Here is a 13,057-nt window from a genome sequence, read left to right as displayed (position 1 = left end):
ACACGGCTGCCGGATGCGGCGTAAACGCCTTATCCGGCCTACTCGTAGGTCGGATAAGATGCGTTAGCATCGCATCCGACGTTGAAGGATAAGATGCGTTAGCCTCACATCTAACTGAACAACATCGCGATTTTACCGATCGCGTAACCTATCACCAGCACCGTTAAGCTGATTTTGATAATGCTGGTAATGCTCTGTGGTTTTTCATCCTCATCATTTTTTTCTTCGTGGTTTTCAGGTGTTGGCTCATCGACATCTTCATCCTCCGGCTCGAGTTTCACTTTCGTCAACAGCATCCGCGTGATAATGGCCTCTAATGGATGAGCATCTCCACCTTCCAGCCTTGTATTAAGACGGGCCAGCATCTCTTGTTTCGGGAACGCTTCCAGCACAACCTGTTCCGCTACCCGATACAAATCCAGTAACGGTGAATCTTGTTCTGTCTCGCTACCGACTCTCGATTTCCACCATGCCCATGCTTTGCGCTTGAAGAATAACGACTCAATAAACGATTGACCTAACGGCGATAATTTTCCGCTATGTAAAATTTCCGCCCATAACAGCCGCGTCCGGGCGCTCTCACCAGGAACATATTTCAACGGTTGACCTTGCGCATCTATCATGCTTCGCGCTTCGATAACCATCACTAATAACGCGAAATAATCCGGGCAATGACGCTTGCTCCACTGCAACAACAAATTATCAGCTTGTGTAGATGGGTAACTCTCCCGGTATGCGCAGAGATCGGCAAGCAGGCTTTCCCCCTCGCCACAGTACAACCGTTGCGCACACTGGTAATAACGGGCATCTTCGCTTTCTGGATTTTCTGCTTGCCACTGTTGGGCAACAGGAATAAGTTCCGCCATACCTGTTTTCACCGAGCTGTACCAGCGCAACAGTTTGCGATGTAACTTGACATCATCAGGAATGAACCACGGACCTTCCATTGCCATAAACGCAGTGACATAGTCAGGATGGTAACGGCAGCAGCGTTCCAGCGCGAAGTAATACTCAACAGTCTGGTTCTGCAACGCGACGGGATATTCCAGAAGGCTAAGGAAATCGAAACAATCACCAGCCTGAATGGCCTCAAGAAAAGCCTCCCTTTCTTCCTCATCCATTCCTTCGCTGTCATTAAACGAATGCCAGTTCAAACGCTCTGCCAGCAAAGAAGCACAATTTAATGAAAGATATCGCGCTTCTATAGCGACTGCACACAGCGGCCAGCGTAATTGATCGACATCCTCCATGTTCCAGGTATTTAATTGCTGAATAAATTTCTGCCAGGCGGAGGGCTGAAAACGATCACTTTCAGAATCCAGTAATGCCCTGAATGCACGTAGTATTTCATGTTCAGCGGCGGCATCTTTTTCTTCATCATCTGCTTCCTCGACAGGATTTACCGCCAGTCGCAGCGCCTCTTCATAGGCCTGGCGTAATGCTTTAAACCCCTGCGGATCGGTTTCGGGATGACACAACGGTAAGCGAGCAAGATAAGCCTGGCGGATAATGTCTATTTGCGTCGTGCTTTCAATTTCGAGGATTTGCCAACATGTTTTCATAGGTCGCTCACATCCTTAAGCGTTACCGGGCATTCAGGCTGGACAGTTAATGGCTGCCAGGGAAGCGTGGCATAGAAACGGTCGCTTCCCGCTGCCAGCTCTTCGAACATCCGACTCCCGGCGCTATCGTATTTGTACAGGGTTAGCGCCTCGCGTAGCGAAGCGTTGTCTTCGCACTGAGAAGATTGCCAGTAGAGACGCCCTAACGAATAGGCGGAAAAATAGTGCATCCAGCTGTGATAGTAATGGTGTGCTCGTATATAGACGCGCGATTGCAGCCATAAACTCTCGTCTTCCGTCAGCCACTTGTTGAGCACACCAACCCGTGATAAAAAACCCATCCGCACATAATCCCAGGCTTTGATTCCCCCTTCCCCACAACACATAGCGGTTTGGGCAACGAATTGGGTATAAATCAACCCTCTCTCCGAGCCGCCAGCAATTAATGCTTTCCACTCTTCAGGGGAAGAGCGATGCCATGTCAGATATAAGCCAGCTAAATCATTGGCATGACCATCATCGGTCATCTGATAAATAGTCTGAATTAAATCATCACGATTATTTATTCCCCAGGATGATGAGAGATCGAATTCTTTTATCCCGGTATACATTTTTGGCGAGTCATGCGCGGGCTTGCAACCCTGATTAAGTATTTCCATGGGCGTAGAAAGCGCAAAAAGAAGATATTGTTCTTCCTTATTCATTTGTTAATAATCCCTTATGTGCATTAACTGACTACTTTTTTATTATTGATGAGTATAAACTTGACGCTTTCAAAATAAAAAGAAAATCGAAGCATTCACTCATGAATAAAAAATTAATGTATATATTCGCAATATTTATAGTTGCAGCAATAACCTGTATTAGCCAACCCAAGAAAACGACGTTGCGTGATAAAGCCATGGCGAATTATGCCTTTGATTATTTAAGCTCACCGGGCAGTCTTCCATTCACCACGGCAGCCACGGAGCTTTCCGCGATTCATGGTCACTCAACGTCGCAATATCGCCTTGGAGAATTTTATCTTCATGGTAGCGACGGTAAACCACTGGATTATACACAGGCGAGATACTGGTATGAGCAATCAGCGGAACAGGAAAATCCACGCGCGCAAAGTAAACTGGGGTGGATCTACCTCAAAGGTCTGGGGGTCAAACCCGATACCCGTAAAGCAATTCTCTGGTATAAGGAAGCAGCTGAACAAGGGTATGCTCATGCTCAATATACTTTAGGTTTGATCTACAGAAACGGCTCAGGTATTAATGTTAACCATTATGAATCTCAAAAATGGTTAAAACTGGCCGCCAAACAACATTACAAAAACGCGGAAAGATTACTTGCCGGGCTTCCCGCACATTAACGTCGACTGTCACCCGAACAGATGGAGTATTTTCCCTATCAAACCGGCAAAGATAAAAATGTAGAAAATAATTTTGATGACGCCCAGGCAGCCCGGCCCACCATCGTCAACGGGCATCGACTGCGGTTGCGGCTCCGGTTCGACGGTTTGCTTCTCGGTAAAATTTGCCGCCTGAATTAATAATCGACGAATCATTAATGCTTCCAGTGGACAACGATCTTCTGCATCAAGGCGGCTGACGATCGGCATTAATGATTCTTCTGTCGGTTGGCTGGCCTGAACTAATTGTTTAGCAACTAAATATAATGGCCATAAGGGATGTTCTGTATCACGCGTGAGTGAGATCCGCGGCTTACGTCCTTTGTGCAAAACCATCTCGACCAGAGAACGCCCCAGCGCAGAGAGTTTTTCATCACTGAGTATTTCGTATAAATGAAAACGCGTACGAGCGCTGTCACCAGGGACATAAAGTAGCGGTTTTCCCTGATCGTTAACCAGATCACGCGCTTCAATCATCATCACCACTAACGGGTAATAATCGACCCGATGCTGACGGCACCATTGCAACATTAAAGCATCCGCCTGGGTGGAGGGATACTCGCGCCAGTAGTCACAAAGTTCTGCCAGCAGGCTTTCGCCTTCTCCACAATAGACGCGTTGCGCGTATTCATAATAACGCGCATCTTCATTATCAGGTTCAGCTTCCCGCCACGACCGGGCGTAATCCAGAAGTTCGGGGATATCCAGACGGCTTGTGCTATACCAGCGGAGTAAATTTCTGTGCAAATTTGCATCATCGGGGATAATCACTGCGCGATGTTGCGCTAAATACAATGTCAGCCATTCTGGATGCGATGACCAAATCCGAGCGAACATTTGGTAAAAATCAATGGTGTCATTTTGTACGGCAACGGGCAGATGCAGAATGGTCTGGAAGTTAAAAACATTCCCCTTCGCAATGGCATATAAAAAGGATTCCAGTTCTTCTTCGTCTATTTCCCCGACGTTTTCCTCCTGCAACCACCGCAATCTTTCTGCTAATAACACCACGCACTCGAAGGATAAATGGGCAGTGTTCATGGCTATTGTGCACAGCGACCAGCGTAATTCATCAATATCTTCCATCGAGCAATAATTTAATTGCTGAATGAATCGCTGCCAGGCAGAGGGCAGAAAACGTTCGCTATCAGAGGCGAGTAACGCACGAAAGGCGAGCAGAATTTCATGTTCTGCAACTTCATGTTCTTCTGGTTGCCAAACAGATTTAGCAGGCGACTGCGCAATCCGTAGCGCGTCCTCATACGCCTGACGAAGTTGTTTAAAACCCTGCGGATCGGTTTCTGGATGAAAGGACGGTAACAGCGCCAGATAAGCGCGGCGGATAATATCTACGTCAGTCGTTTCCTCTATTTCGAGAATCTTCCAGCAATTTTTCATAGGTCGCTCATATCCTTAAGCGTTTCCGGGCATGTGGGGTAGTCAGCCAGTGGTTGCCAGGGTAAGGTCGCGTAATATGCATCGTCACTGGCAAATAATTGATAAAACATATCATTGCCGGAATCGTCGTATTCTTTACGCGCTAAGAATTCACGTAATAAAGGCAGATCATCATCCTCGGGAGACTGCCAATATTGCCGACCAAAGGTATAACCGGCAAAGTATTGCCGCCAGTGACTATAATAACGTAGAGCCCGTAGATGAATGCGCGACTGGATCCACAGGCTTTCTTCTTCACTCAACCAGTTATTAAGTACGCCCATTCGGCTTAAAAAACCCATCCGGACATAATCCCAGGCTTTAATTCCTCCCTCACCACAGCATTCGGCGGTGCTGGCGACAAATTGCGCATAAGCCTGACCTTGCTCATTTAATTCAGCAAGATAGTCACGCCATTCACATGGCGAATAACGAAACCAGCAGTGATAAAACCCTGCCAACCGCGCGGCATGACCGTTATCAATCATTCGGTAAATTGTGCGCAGCAGGTCATCACGGTCATCAATTCTCCAGGAGGAAGAAAGGTCAAAAAAGCGTGTACCTAAATACATTTTGGGGGATGAATGCGAAGGTAAACAGCATTCATTGCGTATTTCCATCGGAGTGGAAAGTGCAAACAATATTTTTTGCGACTCCATGTCCATATAATTCATCCTTAAATATTCATTCAATGAATATTAACCACGTTGCGAGGCTCATTTATTTATACTTTTCTGACGCAACATAATACGCATAAAATAAGGCTTACGCAAAAATGGAACACATAAAAATATAATATGTTTTATATGCAACCATAAGGAAATGATAATGATTTTTACGTCAAGTTGCTGCGATAATTTATCAATAGAAAAGATTGTTAAACGTGCTGAAAAAGGCGATAGCGAGGCTCAATATATTGTTGGGTTTTATTATAATCGCGATAGCGCAATTGACTCTCCGGACGACGAAAAAGCCTTCTACTGGCTGAAGCTTGCCGCTGAACAAGGCCATTGTGAAGCACAATATTCCTTAGGGCGGAAATACTCCGAGGATAAAAGCCGTCATAAAGATAATGAGCAAGCCATCTTTTGGCTGAAAAAAGCTGCCCTACAAGGCCATACTTTCGCTTCCAACGCCCTTGGCTGGATACTGGATCGTGGAGAAGACCCCAACTATAAAGAAGCGGTTGCCTGGTATCAGATAGCCGCGGAGAGCGGAATGCCTTATGCGCAAAATAATCTTGGATGGATGTACAGAAATGGTAACGGAGTCGCACAAGACTATGCGCTGGCATTTTTCTGGTACAAACAAGCTGCATTACAAGGCCATAGTTACGCGCAAGACAACCTGGCCGATCTCTATAAAGACGGAGAAGGCGTTGCTCAAAACAAGACACTCGCCGCATTCTGGTATTTGAAAAGCGCACAGCAGGGTAATCGGCATGCCCAGTTTCAAATTGCATGGGATTATAACGCTGGCGAAGGGGTGGACCAGGACTATAAGCAAGCGATGTACTGGTATCTGAAGGCTGCCGCTCAGGAAAGCGTCGGCGCTTACGTCAACATCGGTTATATGTATAAACATGGACAAGGCGTTGAGAAAGATTATCAGGCCGCCTTTGAATGGTTTATGAAAGCCGCTGAATGCAATGACGCCACTGCCTGGTATAACCTGGCCATTATGTATCACTACGGAGAAGGAAGACCTGTCGATCTCCGACAGGCTCTCGACCTGTATCGTAAAGTTCAGGCATCCGGTACCAGGGATGTCAGTCAAGAAATCCGTGAGATTGAAGATTTACTGTAAGAGATAAAAACAAGGGCCGGGGAATTTTATTCGGCCCATATTCTCTTTATTGCTGTGCGAAATCAGACCATTAAGGCTCGAACGGGCGTCTCTGGAACTGGTCATGACCACATTTCGGGCATAGCGTCAGCACTTCCGGTGTGTAGATTGGGAGATGGAAATGACATTTCTCGCAGACCAGATTTCCCAGCCCTACCACTTCTCCGCTGTGATAAACCCCATGATGATTGAGGTCCTGGAAAACTTCGCGCCATTCAAGCTGCGTTTTATCGGTGATGTCTGCCAGCTCCTGCCATAAGCTTTCTTTAATCACCCGCATAAAGACGCTGTCAGATTCTTCTTTCAGGCTCTCTTCATAGCTCATGGCGAACTCTTCCAGGTCACGTCTGACAGCTCGCGTCAGCTCATCGACCTCGGTTCGCGTTAACTCCCCTGTTTTTATTACGCGCTCGCGCGCCTGCTCCACCAGTGCGTCGATATCACGTTCCCCATTACGCAGGCGTTCGCTCAGTGACGCGACCAGTTCACGGTAATATTGAGCAACCTTGTTCATCGTTTCATCTCCCGGGTCGTTAACTGACTATAATAATAGACGTTCTTTGTTCCTTGCTTTGCTAATACGCCCACAAACTCTGTAAATTAATGTATGAATAATCCGGGCATCATTTCAACGTCGAGTGCGCGAAAGGCTGTTTTGACGCGGACGTTTGGGCTATGCTATGCGGATCTGAAAAACCACCTCAACGCTACATTTGTAGCCGTATTGAAAACAGGACCACTGGCTGCCATGCAAGAGCAATACCGCCCGGAAGAGATAGAATCCAAAGTACAGCTTCATTGGGATGAGAAGCGCACATTTGAAGTAACCGAAGACGAGAGCAAAGAGAAGTATTACTGCCTGTCTATGCTTCCCTATCCTTCTGGTCGACTACACATGGGCCACGTACGTAACTACACCATCGGTGACGTGATCGCCCGCTACCAGCGTATGCTGGGCAAAAACGTCCTGCAGCCGATCGGCTGGGACGCGTTTGGTCTGCCTGCGGAAGGCGCGGCGGTGAAAAACAACACCGCTCCGGCACCGTGGACGTACGACAACATCGCATACATGAAAAACCAGCTCAAAATGCTGGGCTTTGGTTATGACTGGAGCCGCGAGCTGGCAACCTGTACGCCGGAATACTACCGTTGGGAACAGAAATTCTTCACCGAGCTGTATAAAAAAGGCCTGGTATATAAAAAGACTTCTGCGGTCAACTGGTGCCCGAACGACCAGACCGTACTGGCGAACGAACAAGTTATCGACGGCTGCTGCTGGCGCTGCGATACCAAAGTTGAACGTAAAGAGATCCCGCAGTGGTTTATCAAAATCACCGCTTACGCTGACGAGCTGCTTAACGATCTGGATAAACTGGATCACTGGCCAGACACCGTTAAAACCATGCAGCGTAACTGGATCGGTCGTTCCGAAGGCGTGGAAATCACCTTCAACGTTAACGACTATGACAACACGCTGACCGTTTACACTACCCGTCCGGACACCTTTATGGGTTGTAGCTACCTGGCGGTAGCGGCGGGTCATCCGCTGGCGCAGAAAGCGGCGGAAAATAATCCTGAACTGGCGGCCTTTATTGACGAATGCCGTAACACCAAAGTTGCCGAAGCTGAAATGGCAACGATGGAGAAAAAAGGCGTCGATACTGGCTTTAAAGCGGTTCACCCATTAACGGGCGAAGAAATTCCCGTTTGGGCAGCAAACTTCGTATTGATGGAGTACGGCACGGGCGCAGTTATGGCGGTTCCGGGTCACGACCAGCGCGACTACGAGTTTGCCTCTAAATACGGCCTGAACATCAAACCGGTTATCCTGGCAGCTGACGGCTCTGAGCCAGATCTTTCTCAGCAAGCCCTGACTGAAAAAGGCGTTCTGTTCAACTCTGGCGAGTTCAACGGTCTTGACCATGAAGCGGCCTTCAACGCCATCGCCGATAAACTGACTGCGATGGGCGTTGGCGAGCGTAAAGTGAACTACCGCCTGCGCGACTGGGGTGTTTCCCGTCAACGTTACTGGGGCGCGCCAATTCCGATGGTAACGCTGGAAGACGGCACTGTGATGCCGACCCCGGACGACCAGCTGCCGGTGATCCTGCCGGAAGATGTGGTGATGGACGGTATTACCAGCCCGATTAAAGCAGATCCGGAGTGGGCAAAAACTACCGTTAACGGTATGCCAGCGCTGCGTGAAACCGACACTTTCGACACCTTTATGGAGTCCTCCTGGTACTATGCGCGCTACACTTGCCCGGAGTACAAAGAAGGTATGCTGGATTCCAAAGCGGCTAACTACTGGCTGCCGGTGGATATCTACATTGGTGGTATCGAACACGCCATTATGCACCTGCTCTACTTCCGCTTCTTCCACAAACTGATGCGTGATGCAGGCATGGTGAACTCTGACGAACCAGCGAAACAGTTGCTGTGTCAGGGTATGGTGCTGGCAGATGCCTTCTACTATGTTGGCGAAAACGGCGAACGTAACTGGGTTTCCCCGGTTGATGCTATCGTTGAACGTGACGAGAAAGGCCGTATCGTGAAAGCGAAAGACGCGGCAGGTCATGAACTGGTTTATACCGGCATGAGCAAAATGTCCAAGTCGAAGAACAACGGTATCGACCCGCAGGTGATGGTTGAACGTTACGGCGCGGACACCGTTCGTCTGTTTATGATGTTTGCTTCTCCGGCGGATATGACTCTCGAATGGCAGGAATCCGGCGTGGAAGGGGCTAACCGCTTCCTGAAACGTGTCTGGAAACTGGTGTACGAGCACACAGCAAAAGGTGATGTTGCGGCACTGAACGTTGATGCGCTGACTGAAGATCAGAAAGCGCTGCGTCGCGATGTGCATAAAACTATCGCTAAAGTGACCGATGATATCGGCCGTCGTCAGACCTTCAACACCGCTATTGCGGCGATTATGGAGCTGATGAACAAACTGGCGAAAGCACCGACCGATAGCGAGCAGGATCGCGCCCTGATGCAGGAAGCGCTGCTGGCGGTAATCCGTATGCTTAACCCGTTCACCCCACACATCTGCTTCACGCTGTGGCAGGAACTGAAAGGCGAAGGCGATATCGACAACGCGCCGTGGCCGGTTGCTGACGAAAAAGCGATGGTGGAAGACTCCACGCTGGTCGTGGTGCAGGTTAACGGTAAAGTCCGTGCAAAAATCACCGTTCCGGTGGACGCAACGGAAGAACAGGTTCGCGAACGTGCTGGCCAGGAACATCTGGTAGCAAAATATCTTGATGGCGTTACTGTACGTAAAGTGATTTACGTACCAGGTAAACTCCTCAATCTGGTCGTTGGCTAAGCGCGGGAGGAAGCGTGCGATATCTGGCAACATTGTTGTTATCTCTGGCGGTGTTAATCACCGCCGGGTGTGGCTGGCATCTGCGTGATACCACGCAGGTTCCTTCCACTATGAAGGTCATGATCCTGGACTCAGGCGATCCGAACGGGCCATTAAGCCGTGCGGTGCGTAATCAGTTACGTCTGAATGGTGTCGAGTTGCTTGATAAAGAAACCACGCGTAAGGACGTTCCATCCCTGCGTTTGGGTAAAGTGAGCATCGCGAAAGATACCGCATCGGTATTCCGTAACGGTCAAACAGCAGAGTATCAGATGATCATGACGGTGAATGCGACCGTGTTGATCCCCGGCCGTGATATCTACCCGATTAGCGCCAAAGTCTTCCGTTCGTTCTTCGATAACCCGCAAATGGCGTTAGCGAAAGATAACGAACAAGACATGATCGTAAAAGAGATGTACGACCGTGCTGCCGAACAGCTGATTCGTAAGCTGCCAAGCATCCGTGCTGCGGATATTCGTTCCGACGAAGAACAGACGTCGACCACAACGGATACTCCGGCAACGCCTGCACGCGTCTCCACCACGCTGGGTAACTGATGATTCGGTTGTACCCGGAACAACTCCGCGCGCAGCTCAATGAAGGGCTGCGCGCGGCGTATCTTTTACTTGGTAACGATCCTCTGTTATTGCAGGAAAGCCAGGACGCTGTTCGTCAGGTCGCTGCGGCACAAGGATTCGAAGAACACCACACTTTTTCCATTGATCCCAACACTGACTGGAATGCGATCTTTTCGTTATGCCAGGCTATGAGTCTGTTTGCCAGTCGACAAACGCTATTGCTGTTGTTACCAGAAAACGGACCGAATGCGGCGATCAATGAACAACTTCTCACACTCACCGGACTTCTGCATGACGACCTGCTGTTGATCGTCCGCGGTAATAAATTAAGCAAAGCGCAAGAAAATGCCGCCTGGTTTACTGCTCTTGCGAATCGCAGCGTGCAGGTGACCTGTCAGACACCGGAGCAGGCTCAGCTTCCCCGCTGGGTTGCTGCGCGTGCAAAACAGCTCAACTTAGAACTGGATGACGCTGCAAATCAGGTGCTCTGCTACTGTTATGAAGGTAACCTGCTGGCGCTGGCCCAGGCACTGGAGCGTTTATCGCTGCTCTGGCCAGACGGCAAACTGACATTACCGCGCGTTGAACAGGCGGTGAATGATGCCGCGCATTTCACCCCTTTTCATTGGGTTGATGCTTTGTTGATGGGAAAAAGTAAGCGCGCGTTGCATATTCTTCAGCAACTGCGTCTGGAAGGCAGCGAACCGGTTATTTTGTTGCGCACATTACAACGTGAACTGTTGTTACTGGTTAACCTGAAACGCCAGTCTGCCCATATGCCACTGCGTGCATTGTTTGATAAGCATCGGGTATGGCAGAACCGCCGGGGCATGATGGGCGAGGCGTTAAATCGCTTAAGCCAGCCGCAGTTACGTCAGGCCGTGCAACTCCTGACACGAACGGAACTCACCCTCAAACAAGATTACGGTCAGTCAGTGTGGGCAGAGCTGGAAGGGTTATCTCTTCTGTTGTGCCATAAACCCCTGGCGGACGTATTTATCGACGGTTGATATGAAATCTTTACAGGCTCTGTTTGGCGGCACCTTTGATCCGGTGCACTATGGTCATCTTAAACCCGTGGAAACGCTGGCGAATTTGATTGGTCTGACGCGGGTCACAATCATCCCTAATAATGTTCCTCCGCATCGTCCCCAGCCGGAAGCGAACAGCGTGCAGCGTAAACACATGCTTGAACTGGCGATTGCCGACAAGCCATTATTTACTCTTGATGAACGCGAGCTAAAGCGCAATGCCCCCTCTTACACTGCGCAAACACTGAAAGAGTGGCGGCAGGAACAAGGACCGGACGTGCCGCTGGCGTTTATTATTGGTCAGGATTCATTGCTGACCTTTCCGACCTGGTACGAATACGAAACGATACTCGACAATGCACATTTGATCGTCTGTCGGCGTCCAGGTTACCCACTTGAAATGGCGCAACCGCAATACCAGCAATGGCTGGAAGATCATTTGACACATAACCCGGAAGATCTTCACCTTCAGCCTGCCGGTAAAATTTATCTGGCTGAAACGCCGTGGTTTAACATCTCGGCGACCATCATCCGCGAACGTTTGCAAAACGGTGAATCGTGTGAGGATTTATTGCCGGAACCGGTACTGACTTACATTAACCAACAAGGCTTGTATCGCTGATACCTGTCGTTACGGAGGGCATGATGCGACTGTGGTTAATTCGTCATGGCGAAACGCAAGCGAATGTCGATGGTCTGTACAGCGGTCATGCGCCCACTCCCCTGACCGCACGCGGTATTGAGCAAGCGCAAAATCTGCATACGCTGCTACATGATGTTTCCTTTGACCTGGTTTTATGCAGTGAACTGGAACGGGCACAGCATACCGCGCGACGGGTTCTCAGTGATCGCCAGCTCCCCGTGCAAATCATCCCTGAACTCAACGAAATGTTTTTTGGCGACTGGGAGATGCGACATCATCGCGACCTCATGCAAGAAGATGCCGAAAACTATAGCGCGTGGTGCAATGACTGGCAGCATGCTATCCCCACGAACGGTGAAGGATTTCAGGCATTTTCACAACGTGTGGAACGGTTTATCGCAAGGCTTAGTGAATTTCAGCACTATCAGAATATTTTAGTCGTCAGCCATCAGGGTGTACTGAGTCTGTTAATCGCTCGTTTAATTGGCATGCCTGCCGAGGCTATGTGGCATTTTCGCGTTGATCAAGGGTGTTGGAGCGCCATTGATATCAACCAAAAATTCGCGACGCTACGCGTCCTCAATAGCCGTGCCATCGGGGTCGAGAATGCATGACTTTTCTGTTTTTTTACGGGTAAGCCGCAACGACCATTGACAGCCCCGGGCAGGCTGATATTCTCCGCAGCCAGACTTTTTCCGCCAGACACGACTTTGTAGAAATTGTTTTACAAAAATGGCGATGCAATCTGCGGCGCGGGGTGGGATGATAGCCCACTTTCGAAAGCCGATTCGGCGACAATTGTCCCGAAATCGCCTCTGGTTCAGGTATACTGACAGACCATTTTTATCTATTTGATTCACCCAGGGGGAAAACTTGCAGGGTAAAGCACTCCAGGATTTTGTTATCGACAAAATTGATGACCTCAAAGGTCAGGACATCATCGCCTTAGACGTTCAGGGCAAATCCAGCATCACCGACTGCATGATCATCTGTACGGGTACGTCCAGCCGTCATGTTATGTCCATTGCTGACCACGTTGTGCAGGAGTCTCGCGCAGCGGGCCTGTTACCGCTCGGCGTAGAAGGTGAAAACAGCGCCGACTGGATTGTCGTGGATTTGGGCGATGTGATTGTCCATGTCATGCAGGAAGAGAGCCGTCGCCTGTATGAACTGGAAAAACTCTGGAGTTAAT

General features: G+C 49.3%; 13 protein-coding genes. 8 read left to right on the top strand and 5 right to left on the bottom strand.

Going from position 1 to position 13,057, the window contains the following annotated elements; genetic code table 11:
- Positions 1-110: 110 nt before the first annotated feature.
- Together djlC and ACJHWR_RS07560 are read right to left on the bottom strand one after the other, a co-directional pair.
- Positions 111-1,562, bottom strand: coding sequence for a co-chaperone DjlC (djlC, locus tag ACJHWR_RS07565; RefSeq protein WP_001361275.1), 1,452 nt, complete (start codon positions 1,560-1,562; stop codon positions 111-113).
- Positions 1,559-2,266, bottom strand: coding sequence for a DUF1266 domain-containing protein (locus ACJHWR_RS07560; RefSeq protein ID WP_001030943.1), 708 nt, complete (start codon positions 2,264-2,266; stop codon positions 1,559-1,561). Before ACJHWR_RS07560 ends, djlC begins: the two co-directional genes overlap by 4 nt.
- A 101-nt stretch (positions 2,267-2,367) precedes the next feature.
- Between ACJHWR_RS07560 and ACJHWR_RS07555 the strand changes: the two genes are divergently transcribed.
- Positions 2,368-2,922, top strand: a complete 555-nt coding sequence (locus ACJHWR_RS07555; RefSeq protein ID WP_001035660.1) for a tetratricopeptide repeat protein — start codon at positions 2,368-2,370, stop codon at positions 2,920-2,922.
- Between the two features lie 9 nt (positions 2,923-2,931).
- Here ACJHWR_RS07555 and ACJHWR_RS07550 read toward each other — a convergent pair whose 3' ends face one another.
- Both ACJHWR_RS07550 and ACJHWR_RS07545 read right to left on the bottom strand, forming a co-directional pair.
- Positions 2,932-4,359: a J domain-containing protein gene (locus ACJHWR_RS07550; protein ID WP_000786592.1), complete on the bottom strand. Its 1,428-nt coding sequence runs from the start codon at positions 4,357-4,359 to the stop codon at positions 2,932-2,934.
- Positions 4,356-5,063: a DUF1266 domain-containing protein gene (locus tag ACJHWR_RS07545; RefSeq protein ID WP_000367049.1), complete on the bottom strand. Its 708-nt coding sequence runs from the start codon at positions 5,061-5,063 to the stop codon at positions 4,356-4,358. Before ACJHWR_RS07545 ends, ACJHWR_RS07550 begins: the two co-directional genes overlap by 4 nt.
- A gap of 163 nt (positions 5,064-5,226) precedes the next feature.
- Here ACJHWR_RS07545 and ybeQ point away from each other — a divergent pair, with 163 nt between their 5' ends.
- Positions 5,227-6,204 (top strand): Sel1 family TPR-like repeat protein YbeQ, encoded by a 978-nt coding sequence (gene ybeQ, locus ACJHWR_RS07540; protein WP_001361274.1) that lies wholly within the window; start codon positions 5,227-5,229, stop codon positions 6,202-6,204.
- Positions 6,205-6,274: 70 nt separating this feature from the next.
- Here the strand turns inward: ybeQ and ACJHWR_RS07535 are convergent, their stop codons facing one another.
- Positions 6,275-6,757, bottom strand: coding sequence for a zinc ribbon-containing protein (locus ACJHWR_RS07535; RefSeq protein WP_001044880.1), 483 nt, complete (start codon positions 6,755-6,757; stop codon positions 6,275-6,277).
- A 234-nt stretch (positions 6,758-6,991) separates the two neighbouring features.
- Here ACJHWR_RS07535 and leuS point away from each other — a divergent pair, with 234 nt between their 5' ends.
- The 6 genes from leuS to rsfS all read left to right on the top strand — a co-directional run bounded on the left by leuS (position 6,992) and on the right by rsfS (position 13,056).
- Positions 6,992-9,574, top strand: a complete 2,583-nt coding sequence (leuS, locus tag ACJHWR_RS07530) for a leucine--tRNA ligase (protein ID WP_012311951.1) — start codon at positions 6,992-6,994, stop codon at positions 9,572-9,574.
- Positions 9,575-9,588: 14 nt separating this feature from the next.
- Complete coding sequence (gene lptE / locus ACJHWR_RS07525) at positions 9,589-10,170, top strand: LPS assembly lipoprotein LptE (protein ID WP_001269673.1); 582 nt, start codon at positions 9,589-9,591, stop codon at positions 10,168-10,170.
- A complete protein-coding gene (holA, locus tag ACJHWR_RS07520; RefSeq protein WP_000620530.1) occupies positions 10,170-11,201 on the top strand; it encodes a DNA polymerase III subunit delta in 1,032 nt (343 codons plus the stop codon). Before lptE ends, holA begins: the two co-directional genes overlap by 1 nt.
- A gap of 1 nt (position 11,202) precedes the next feature.
- Positions 11,203-11,844, top strand: a complete 642-nt coding sequence (nadD, locus tag ACJHWR_RS07515) for a nicotinate-nucleotide adenylyltransferase (RefSeq protein ID WP_000838889.1) — start codon at positions 11,203-11,205, stop codon at positions 11,842-11,844.
- 23 nt (positions 11,845-11,867) lie between these two features.
- Positions 11,868-12,479, top strand: coding sequence for an adenosylcobalamin/alpha-ribazole phosphatase (locus ACJHWR_RS07510; RefSeq protein ID WP_001241895.1), 612 nt, complete (start codon positions 11,868-11,870; stop codon positions 12,477-12,479).
- A gap of 259 nt (positions 12,480-12,738) precedes the next feature.
- Positions 12,739-13,056 carry a ribosome silencing factor gene (gene rsfS, locus ACJHWR_RS07505; protein WP_001161664.1) on the top strand — a complete coding sequence of 106 codons (318 nt, stop codon included), beginning with the start codon at positions 12,739-12,741 and terminating at the stop codon, positions 13,054-13,056.
- Position 13,057 lies beyond the last annotated feature (1 nt).

This window comes from Escherichia sp. WS568 (assembly GCF_046486085.1).
Taxonomy (GTDB): domain Bacteria; phylum Pseudomonadota; class Gammaproteobacteria; order Enterobacterales; family Enterobacteriaceae; genus Escherichia; species Escherichia coli.
Note: the sequence above shows the minus strand (reverse complement) of the source record. Positions and strands in the feature narration are given on the sequence as shown.